Genomic DNA, 9,400 nt, shown 5'->3' on the forward strand with positions numbered 1-9,400 from the left:
CCGAGATCTACACTATCCTCTTCGTCGGCAGCGTCAGATGTGTATAAGAGACAGGTCTGGGGACAGGGCTGAGGACGGGGTCGGCGTGGGACGGGGTATCCGGCGGCCGGGCCGATGCCCGATCATTGGTCGGCGGAACGTCAGATCGCCTGGCGGAAGCAGGGGGAGAGGACGGGATGGTCTCGATCTGGGAGTACCTGCGCGGGGAGAAGAGCCACAACTTCGACGACCCGGGCGCTCAGCACAAGGTCACACTCACCAAGTCGACCCCGCAGCACGCGATCACCGGGTCGGCCGCCACCACCGGCTACCTCTACGTCAACCTGCACTGGTCGATGCGGGCCGGCGCCGACCGGCCGAGCACCAGGGACACGGTCCGGCGGATCTTCAGCCCGCGGATCCTCAGCCCGCAGGAGCCCGACTCGCCGCAGGGCAACGAGCCGCTGAACGTCGACCTCGACCTGGCCTGCATGTACGAACTCTCCGACGGGACAACGGGCGTGGTGCAGCCGCTCGGCGGCCTGTTCGGCGACCTCCAGAACCCGCCGTACGTCAAGCTCAGCGGCGACGACCAGTACGGCGCGCCCTCCGGCGAGACGATGTACGTCAACCTGGAGAAGAAGGACAGGTTCAAACGGCTGCTGATCTTCGTCTACATCTACGACGGCACGCCGGCCTTCGAGCAGTCGCAGGCGGTGGTGACGATCGTGCCGCAGACCGGGCCCCGGATCGAGATCAAGCTGGAGGAGCGGGCGCGGGCCGCACGCTCCTGCGCCGTGGTGCTGATCGAGAACTCCGGGGACAACCAGCTGACGGTGCGCCGGGAGGTGCGGTACGTCAACGGGTTCCAGTCGGACATCGACCGGCTGTACGGGTTCGGGATGCAGTGGCAGCGGGGGTACAAGGGCCAGCCGGGCGGCTGAGGGCCGCTGAGGGCGGATTTCGGCCGGTTCGGGCGGGTCGGGCGGTTCTGTCGGTTCGGGGCGGGCGGGCCGGTTCGGGCGTGCCCGCCCCGGGTGCCGATCCCGGCGGCTCGGCTCGGCTCGGTGGCTCGGCTCGGCGGCGCCTCAGCGGGGCTGGAACTGCGGGCCCTGCGGCGGCAGTGCGAACTCCTCGCCGGTGGGCGCCGGAGGCTGGACCGTCGGCGGCTGCGGCGGGACGGGCTGCTGCTGGCCGGTGCCGGGCTGCGGGTAGCCGTAACCGGTGCCGGGCTGCTGGTACGGCTGGTGGGGCTGGGGGTAGCCGTAACCCGTGCCGGGCTGCTGGTACGGCTGGGCGGGCGGCGGGTAGCCGTAGCCGGTGCCGGGCTGCGGGTAGCCGTACCCCGTACCGGGCTGCTGCTGCGGGTAGCCGTAGCCCGTGCCCTGCGGGTGGCCCGGCGGCGGGGTGGGCGGGGCCGGCGGGATGGCCGGGGGCATGGTGGGCGGCGCCGCGGGCGGCGGGGGGGTTCCCGGCGCGGCGGGCGGAGTGCTCGTAGGCGCGCCTGCGGCGACGGCCGGGACGGCTGCCGGGGCCGGGGTCGCCGGGGCCTGCTGCTGGGGGACGGCCGGGGCCAGGGTGAAGGTGCCGGGCTCGGGGGCGGGCGAGCGCGGGTCCGGCAGCGGAGTGCTGCGCGGGTCGGCCGCGCCGGTCGGCGTGGCGGTGGAGACGGGAGCCGGGGTCGGTACCGGTACCGGGTCGGGCACGGCGCCCGCCGCCTCGTCCTCGACGGTGATGCCGAAGTCGGTGGCCAGTCCGATCAGCCCGGAGGTGTAGCCCTGGCCGACCGCCCGGAACTTCCAGGACCCGGCCCGGCGGTACAGCTCGCCCGCGACCATGGCGGTGACGTTCTCGGCGTCACTGATCTCGAACTCGGCGATCGCCGGCGCGGCCTCACCGGCCGCGGCGTCGAACAGCAGCAGCCGCAGGCCCGGTACCGCCCGGAACGACCCGCCCTCGGAGGAGCCGGCCAGCACCACGCGGTCCACGTCGGCGGGCAGCTTGCCGAGCTCGACCTCGACCGTGTCGATGATCTCGGCGCCGCCGGAGGTCTGCTGCTTGGGCAGGTGGCGGACGGTGCCGGAGGGGTGGCGCGGCTGGTTGTAGAAGACGAAGTCGGCGTCCGAACGGACCCTGCCGTTGGCGCCGAGCAGCAGCGCGGACGCGTCCACGTCCGGCGCACCGGGCGTGGCGCTCCAGCGCAGCACGGCGCGGACCGCCGCCGCCGGCAGTGCGATGTTGGCGCCCTTGGCCATCACGTGCGTCATAGCCGACCATCCTGCCTGTTCGCCACCCCTTCGGACAACGTGACCGGAGCGGCCCGCACCGGGTCGGACTTTGCCAAGACTTGCGCTTTCCGGGGTTTGCGGTCCTCCGTCCCATGATCATCCAAGCGGACCGGGATGTTCCGGGAGTTCAGTGGAGGGGGACCGGGAGCGGCCGGATCCAGTCCGTACGATGGGCGGTCGAACGGCCCCCGGGGTTCGATGGAGGAACGTCCACCGGTGGCGCGTCCGGGGAACCGTGGCGCCCGGTCGGCCGGTTGACCAGGGTGTCGTCGGCAATGGGCCGGGGGCCGGCCCACTTCCTGGAGGAGACCACCTTGCGCCATTTCGGCCACCTCGCCGAGGACGTACGCGGCCGGCTCTTCCTGGAGCAGCCGCAGGCGTTCAGTGCGGCGAGCGAGCCCCGCGTGCTCGCCACCGCGCTCGGCGGCACCCTCTACAGCCCCGCCACCAGGCCCGCACTGGCCGCCGACATCCGCAAACAGGCTGCTCGGGGCGTGGTGTCGATGGTGCTCTGCCTGGAGGACGCGATCGCCGACCACGAGGTGGACGCCGGGGAGCGCAACCTGGTCGAGCAGTTGAATGACCTGGCCAAGGATTTCACCGACTGCACACAGGGTCATCCACTGCTCTTCATCAGAGTCCGATCCGCCACCCAGATCCCCGACCTGGCCGAGCGGCTCGGCCCGGCCGTCGAGCTGCTCAGCGGCTTCGTGCTGCCCAAGTTCACCCCCGGCAACGGAGGCGAGTACCTGGCCGCGCTCACCGCCGCCGAGGCCGCGACCGGACGGCGGCTGTTCGCCATGCCCGTCCTGGAGTCGCCCGAACTCGCCCACCTGGAGACCCGGCAAAGCCGGCTCTTCGGCATCGCCGACCTCCTCGCCGGGCACCGGGACCGGGTGCTGGCCGTCCGGCTCGGCGTCACCGACCTCTGCTCCGCGTACGGCCTGCGGCGCTCGCCCGACCTCACCGCGTACGACGTCGCGCTGGTCGCGGCGGTGATCGGGGACGTGGTCAACGTGCTCGGCCGCGCGGACGGCACCGGGTACACCGTCACCGGGCCGGTCTGGGAGTACTTCCCCGTACAGGAACGGATGTTCAAGCCGCAGCTGCGCCGCACCCCGTTCACCGAGGGCTCGTTCACCGCCCCGGGAACGCCCCCGGCCTCCGGCGAGGAGATCCGCCGGCGGATCATCGAGCACGACCTGGACGGGCTGATCCGGGAGGTCGAACTCGACCGGGCCAACGGCCTGCTCGGCAAGACGTGCATCCACCCCAGCCACGTGCCCGCCGTGCACGCGCTCTCCGTGGTCACCCACGAGGAGTACTGCGACGCTCGCGACATCCTCCGGCAGGAGCAGGACGGCGGCGGGGTGCTGCGCTCGGCGTACACCAACAAGATGAACGAGGTCCGGCCGCACCGGGCCTGGGCGGAACGCGTACTGCTGCGGGCGGACGTGTTCGGGGTGGCCCGCGAGGACGTGAGCTTCGCCGAACTGCTGTCGGCGTGCCTGTGCGGCTGAAGCCGGGACGCACCGGGACCGCTGTGACGGCTCCCCGGACGGACGTCGGGGGGTCGGGAGCTCGGGGGGTCGGGAGCTCGGGAGGACGGGAAGGTCGGGAGGTCGGGACGTCCGGACGGAAATGACGAACGTACGAACGCTTGAATGCTCGCACCGGCACCATCGAAGGCAGGACCAGCAGTGACAGCAACACCCCGGACACCGCAGAGGCCGCAAACGCCGCAGACGCCGCAGACCGCCCGGACACTGCAGACACCCCACGCGCCGCAGACATGGACCGGCCGTTGGGTCGCCGACCGGGCGGGCATCGCGCTGAGCGGCTCCGAGCGCCTCCCCGAACTCGTCGGCCTGGCCCTCAGGGAGAACCGCAAACGCGCCCACCTGCTCGTCTCCAACGTGCTCGGCAAGCACGTGCCGCAGCGCCCCTCGGTGGTCCACGGCGCCGGACTCGAACTCGGCCGCAGGGTCCGCGAACTTCTCGGCGAGCCCGCAGCCGGGCGGGCCGTCGTGCTCGGCTACGCGGAGACCGCCACCGGCCTCGGCCACAGCGTCGCCGACAGCCTCGACGCCCCCTACCTGCACTCCACCCGCCGCCCGGTGCCCGGGATGCGCTCGTTCGGCGGCTTCGAGGAAGAACACTCGCACGCCACCTCGCACCTGCTGCTCCCGGCCGACCCCGGGCTCCTCGCCGGAGGCGGGCCGCTGGTGCTGGTGGACGACGAGTTCTCGACCGGCCGTACCGTCCTCAACACCATCCGCGACCTGCACGCCCGCCACCCCCGCGACCACTACGTCGTGGTCGCCCTCGTCGACCTGCGCTCCGCCGCCGACCGGACCCGGCTCGCCGACACCGCCGCCGAACTCGGCGCCCGGCTCGACCTGGTGGCCACCGCCAGCGGCGCCGTCTCGCTGCCCGAGGACGTCCTGGCGCGGGCCGAGCGGCTGATCGCCGAGGCGGCGCCCGCCCCGCTACCCCCGGCGGCCGCGCCCGCGCCGCTGGTCCGGGTCGGCCTGGACTGGCCCGCCGGACTCCCGGACGGCGGCCGGCACGGCTTCACCGCCCACGACCGCGCCCGGCTCGACGCGGCCCTGCCCCGGCTCGCCGGGCAGATCGCCGAGGCCCTCTCCGTCGAAGCCCCGCACGCTGAAGCCCCGCACGCTGAAGCCCTTCCCGGTGAACCCGTGCCCGGTGAGCCCGTGCCCGGTGAGGCGCGGCGGGTGCTGGTGCTCGGCTTCGAAGAGCTGATGTACACCCCGCTGCGCCTGGCCGGCGCCCTCGCCGAACGGCTCGGCGGCGACCGCGTCCGGTACTCCACCACCACCCGCTCACCCGTCCTGGCCGTGGACGACCCCGGCTACGCCATCCGCACCCGGCTGGCCTTCCCCGCCCACGACGACCCACAGGACGACGCCTCGCGCGAGCGCTACGCGTACAACGTCGCCCCCGGCAGCGACCCCGAACGGCGCTTCGACGCCATAGTGCTGGTGGTGGACGACCTCGCCGACACCCCGGCGCTGCACCGGGGCGAGCGGGCGCTGCTCGGGCAGTTGCGGCAGGTCACGGACCGGGTGGTGCTGGCGGTGGTGCCCTCGCACCGGCCGGTGGTGGCGGCGTCGGCAGTCGCCGAGCCGGTGGCGGCTGAACCGGCGGTCGCAGAGCCGGCGGGATGGGCCAGCCGGGCGGTGCTGCCCGCCGCGACGCTGCCGATGCCGCTGTACGGCCCGGCGTTCTCCTCGTACCGGGCCGACGAAGTGGCCTGGCTGCTCAAGGACCTCTCCGGGGTGGCGCTCGAAGCGCCCGCCGAGGAACGCGAGGAGGCCGTCCAGAGCGGTGGCGCGCACTATGCGGAGTCGCTGCCGGTCGAGTACCAGCCCAGCCCGCAGTACCAGGAGCTGTTCCACCAGGCGCTGCGCGGCTCGGCCCGCCGGATCGCCCTCGCCGTCGGCACCGTCGCCGAGACGCTGCTGCGCGAGCGCGGCCCGGGGCTGGTGCTCGCCTCGCTGGCACGGGCCGGCACACCCGTCGGCATCCTGATCCGCCGCTGGCTGGCCTTCGCCCACGGCCTGGCCGTGCCGCACTACGCCGTCTCGATCGTGCGGGGCCGCGGCATCGACACCGTCGCGCTGCGCTACCTGGCCGCCCACCACCGCGCGCAGGACGTCGTGTTCGTGGACGGCTGGACCGGCAAGGGCGCCATCACCCGCGAACTCGTCGACGCCCTGGCCGGCACCAACTTCGACCCCGACCTCGCGGTGCTCGCCGACCCGGGCCGCTGCGTGCGCACGTACGGCACCCGGGACGACTTCCTGATCCCGTCCGCCTGCCTCAACTCCACGGTGTCCGGGCTCGTTTCGCGCACCGTGCTACGAGCCGGGCTGATCGGGCCGGACGACTTCCACGGCGCCAAGCACTACACCGAGCTGGCCGGCGGCGACGTCTCGGCGGCCTTCCTGGACACCGTGGCCGCACACTTCGACGCGGTGCGCGACCTCGCCGTCGACGGCGCCGACCGGCTGGCCGCCGACCGGGACCGGGCGCCCGACTGGGCCGGCTGGGCCGCCGTCGAGCGGATCAGCGCCGAGTACGGCATCGACAACGTCAACCTCGTCAAGCCCGGCGTCGGCGAGACCACCCGGGTGCTGCTGCGCCGCGTCCCCTGGCGGATCCTCGCCCGACGCGGCGCCGGCGCCGACCTGGACCACGTCCGACTGCTCGCCGCCCAGCGCGGAGTCGAGGTCGAGGACGTGGACGGCCTGCCGTACACCTGCGTCGGCCTGATCCACCCCCGCTACAGCCGTGGAGCGACCGGGACCGACGGGCGGTCCGTGACAGGGACACCGGAAGTCCCGGGAGGGGAATCCTGATGGGCCTCGGCACACTGGTGGCCAGCGACCTCGACCGGACGCTGATCTACTCCGACCGGGCCCTCGCCCTGGACGTCCCCGACCCGCTCGCGCCGCGCCTGCTCTGCGTCGAGGTGTACCAGGGGCGGCCGCTGTCCTTCATGACGGAACGGGCCGCCGGGCTGCTCGCCGACCTCGCCCGCGAGGCCTGCTTCGTCCCCGCCACCACCCGCACGCCGGAGCAGTACAGGAGGGTCCGACTGCCCGGCCCCACACCCGACTGGATCCCCGCGTACGCGATCTGCGCCAACGGCGGCCAACTGCTGGTGAACGGCGTACCGGACCGGGACTGGCGCGCCGAGATGACCGCGCGGATCGCCGCCGGAGCGGCTCCGCTGGAGGAGGTGGTCCGGCGGCTCGCCCTCTGCGCCGACCCGGAGTGGACGCACAAGCGGCGCGTCGCCGACGACCTGTTCGCCTACCTCGTCGTCGAGCGCGCCGCACTGCCGGCCGGCTGGCTGGAGGAACTGACCGGCTGGTGCGCCGAGCACGGCTGGACGGTCTCGCTGCAGGGCCGCAAGGTGTACGCCGTCCCGGCGCCGCTCACCAAGAGCGCCGCACTCGCCGAAGTCGTCCGGCGGACCGGCCCCACCACCGTGCTCGCGGCCGGGGACTCGCTGCTCGACGCGGACCTGCTGCTCGCGGCTGACGCGGGCTGGCGGCCGGGGCACGGCGAACTCGCGGACTGCGGTTGGACGGCCCCCGGCGTCACCGCCCTCGACGAGGTGGGGGTGGCGGCGGGGGAGGAGATCGTCCGGCGCTTCCTGGCGGGTGCGGGTGCGGGTGCGGGTGCGGGTGCGGGCGTGGGTGCGGGCGTGGGTGCGGGCGTGGGTGCGCCGGTGGGTGACTCGGTAGGGGGCGTCTCGGTGGTGGCGGATACGGCCGAGGTGGCCGCTACGGAGGCGGGCGGGACGGTCGTGCCGGCCGCCGGGTAGCGGCCGGCACGCCATGGTCCGTCCGTCAGCCGCAGCAGCCGCCACCGCAGCAGCCGCCCCCACCCCCGCCGGCGGGGGCCTGCTGGGTGGCGGCCCCGCCGGTGACGGCGACGGTGGACAGCAGCTTCACGGTGTCCTCGTGGCCCTGCGGGCAGACGGCGGGATCGTTGGCCTGCGCCATCGGACGGCGGAGCTCGAAGGTGGCTCCGCAGGAGCGGCAGCGAAAGTCGTAGCGTGGCATACCGGCAGGGTACCGAGGGCGTCCCGCCGCCGTGCGGCTGGTCGCCGGAGCCAAGAGCCGGCGCCGGCTCTCGCTTCCGGAGCCGGAGCCGGAGCTTGAGCTTGAGCTTGAGCCGGAGCTACCGGTGCCCGCCCAGGTCTCCGCGGATCAGCCCGATCACCTGCGTCGCCGACTCCCGCACCGCCGCCAGCTCGGTGAGGAAGTGCCAGTAGTCGGGGTGGCGGCCCGCCGCCTCCAGCGTGGCCACCGCACGGTCCAGCCGGGCCACCGCCTCGTCCAGCGGTGCGGCGTGCCGCGGGTCCGGGGCGCTGCGCCCCGCCATCGCCAGCCGCTGCGCGTCCCGGATGGCGAAGCGGGCGCGCTCGACCTCCCGGTGGGGGTCGTGCTGCACCTCGTTCAGCCGGCGCAGCCGGTCGTTCACCGCCGCGACCGAGCCGTCCGCGGTGTCCAGCAGCGCCCGGACGGTCGCGATCGCGGCGGTGGCGTCCGCCCAGCGCTGCTCGTCCCGGGCCCGGGCGGCCTCGGCGAGCTTGCGATCGGCGGCACGCCCGCTCTCGGCGACCTGGTCCGGCACCCGCTGCAGGTCCTGCCAGCACGCGGTGCTGAACCGGCGGCGCAGCTCGCTCAGCGCGGGCTCGACCGTCGCGGCCTTGGTCTCCAGCGCCTGGATCCGGGTCCGCAGGCTCGCCACCCGCCGGTCGATCTCCCGCGCCCGCTCCGGCAGCTGCGCGGCATCCGCGGCGATCGCCTCGGCGCGCTGCTTCACGTCGTCCGCGCGCTGCAGGGTGCCCGCCACCCCGTGCCGGGCCGGCCCCTCGTTCAGCCGCCCCAGCTCCGGCGCCAGCTCGGCCAGCCGGGCCGCCAGATCGTCCGCCCGCAAGCCCGCGCCGCGCGCCTCGTCCAGCGCGTTGGAGGCCGTGAGCAGCGCCCGCTTGGCCTGCTCGACCGCAGGCGTGACCCGCATCAACTGCTGCTCGGCGTGCTGGAGGGTCGGCTGCAGGCGGCGCAGGAAGTCGTTCAACTCCGCCCGCGCCGAGCCGAGCTGCCCCTTCACGTCCTCCAACTGGCGCCTGGCCTGCGCGGCCGCCCCCGCGTCCAGGGCCTCACTGTCCAGGTTGTGGGCGTCGAGGGCGCCCAGGTAGTTCACGGTGACCTGGTCGACCCGGCCGGAGATCGCCGCCAGCTCCGCCAGCGAACGCTGCGCCGTCGCCCCGTCCTCGGCCGCGCGGACGGTCTCCACCGCGAGCTGCACCTCGCGCTGCGTCTCCTCCAGCTCGAAGAACGCCTCCTGCGCCGCGGCCCGGGCCTCCCTGGCCTCCGCCCGCACGCCCTCGCCGCCGACCCGCCGCCCCCACCAGCCACTGCTCCCGGCCGACGCCAGACCGACCGCCCCCAGCGCACCCGCCAGCACCACCGGCAACACCAGCGCGTCCGCCAGCGCACTCCCCGCCCGACGCCGCCCCCGCCCGCTCCCGCCGGCCACCGTCACTGCGCGCTCCCTGCTCCGACCCGCTGATCCGGCCCCCATTCTCC

7 protein-coding genes are annotated in these 9,400 nt (G+C 74.5%); 4 read left to right on the top strand and 3 right to left on the bottom strand.

Going from position 1 to position 9,400, the window contains the following annotated elements:
* Nucleotides 1–176: 176 nt before the first annotated feature.
* Nucleotides 177–923, top strand: coding sequence for a Tellurium resistance (locus IF30_RS0139285; RefSeq protein ID WP_030247699.1), 747 nt, complete (start codon nt 177–179; stop codon nt 921–923).
* A 144-nt stretch (nt 924–1,067) separates the two neighbouring features.
* Here the strand turns inward: IF30_RS0139285 and IF30_RS0139290 are convergent, their stop codons facing one another.
* On the bottom strand, nt 1,068–2,246 hold the full coding sequence (locus IF30_RS0139290; protein ID WP_030247701.1) for a TerD family protein: 1,179 nt from the start codon (nt 2,244–2,246) through the stop codon (nt 1,068–1,070).
* A 335-nt stretch (nt 2,247–2,581) separates the two neighbouring features.
* Between IF30_RS0139290 and IF30_RS0139295 the strand changes: the two genes are divergently transcribed.
* From IF30_RS0139295 to IF30_RS0139305, 3 genes are all read left to right on the top strand, one after another.
* A complete protein-coding gene (locus IF30_RS0139295) occupies nt 2,582–3,787 on the top strand; it encodes an HpcH/HpaI aldolase/citrate lyase family protein (protein WP_030247702.1) in 1,206 nt (401 codons plus the stop codon).
* 246 nt (nt 3,788–4,033) lie between these two features.
* A complete protein-coding gene (locus IF30_RS0139300) occupies nt 4,034–6,652 on the top strand; it encodes a phosphoribosyltransferase (protein WP_037902859.1) in 2,619 nt (872 codons plus the stop codon).
* The gene (locus IF30_RS0139305) at nt 6,652–7,626 is read left to right on the top strand and encodes an HAD family hydrolase (protein ID WP_234323018.1); all 975 of its coding nucleotides are present in this window, start codon (nt 6,652–6,654) and stop codon (nt 7,624–7,626) included. Before IF30_RS0139300 ends, IF30_RS0139305 begins: the two co-directional genes overlap by 1 nt.
* A gap of 25 nt (nt 7,627–7,651) precedes the next feature.
* Here IF30_RS0139305 and IF30_RS0139310 read toward each other — a convergent pair whose 3' ends face one another.
* Together IF30_RS0139310 and IF30_RS0139315 are read right to left on the bottom strand one after the other, a co-directional pair.
* Nucleotides 7,652–7,867: an FmdB family zinc ribbon protein gene (locus IF30_RS0139310; protein ID WP_030247707.1), complete on the bottom strand. Its 216-nt coding sequence runs from the start codon at nt 7,865–7,867 to the stop codon at nt 7,652–7,654.
* 118 nt (nt 7,868–7,985) lie between these two features.
* On the bottom strand, nt 7,986–9,395 hold the full coding sequence (locus tag IF30_RS0139315; protein WP_078892050.1) for a hypothetical protein: 1,410 nt from the start codon (nt 9,393–9,395) through the stop codon (nt 7,986–7,988).
* Nucleotides 9,396–9,400: the final 5 nt, after the last annotated feature.

This window comes from Streptomyces sp. NRRL S-350 (assembly GCF_000719705.1).
Classification (GTDB): domain Bacteria; phylum Actinomycetota; class Actinomycetes; order Streptomycetales; family Streptomycetaceae; genus Kitasatospora.

What these genes read in the sequence shown, in the direction of transcription:
- IF30_RS0139285 (WP_030247699.1), top strand. Translation starts at nt 177, where the DNA reads ATGGTCTCGATCTGGGAGTACCTGCGCGGGGAGAAGAGCCACAACTTC.
- IF30_RS0139315 (WP_078892050.1), bottom strand. Translation starts at nt 9,395, where the DNA reads ATGGGGGCCGGATCAGCGGGTCGGAGCAGGGAGCGCGCAGTGACGGTG.
- IF30_RS0139290 (WP_030247701.1), bottom strand. Translation starts at nt 2,246, where the DNA reads ATGACGCACGTGATGGCCAAGGGCGCCAACATCGCACTGCCGGCGGCG.
- IF30_RS0139305 (WP_234323018.1), top strand. Translation starts at nt 6,652, where the DNA reads ATGGGCCTCGGCACACTGGTGGCCAGCGACCTCGACCGGACGCTGATC.
- IF30_RS0139310 (WP_030247707.1), bottom strand. Translation starts at nt 7,867, where the DNA reads ATGCCACGCTACGACTTTCGCTGCCGCTCCTGCGGAGCCACCTTCGAG.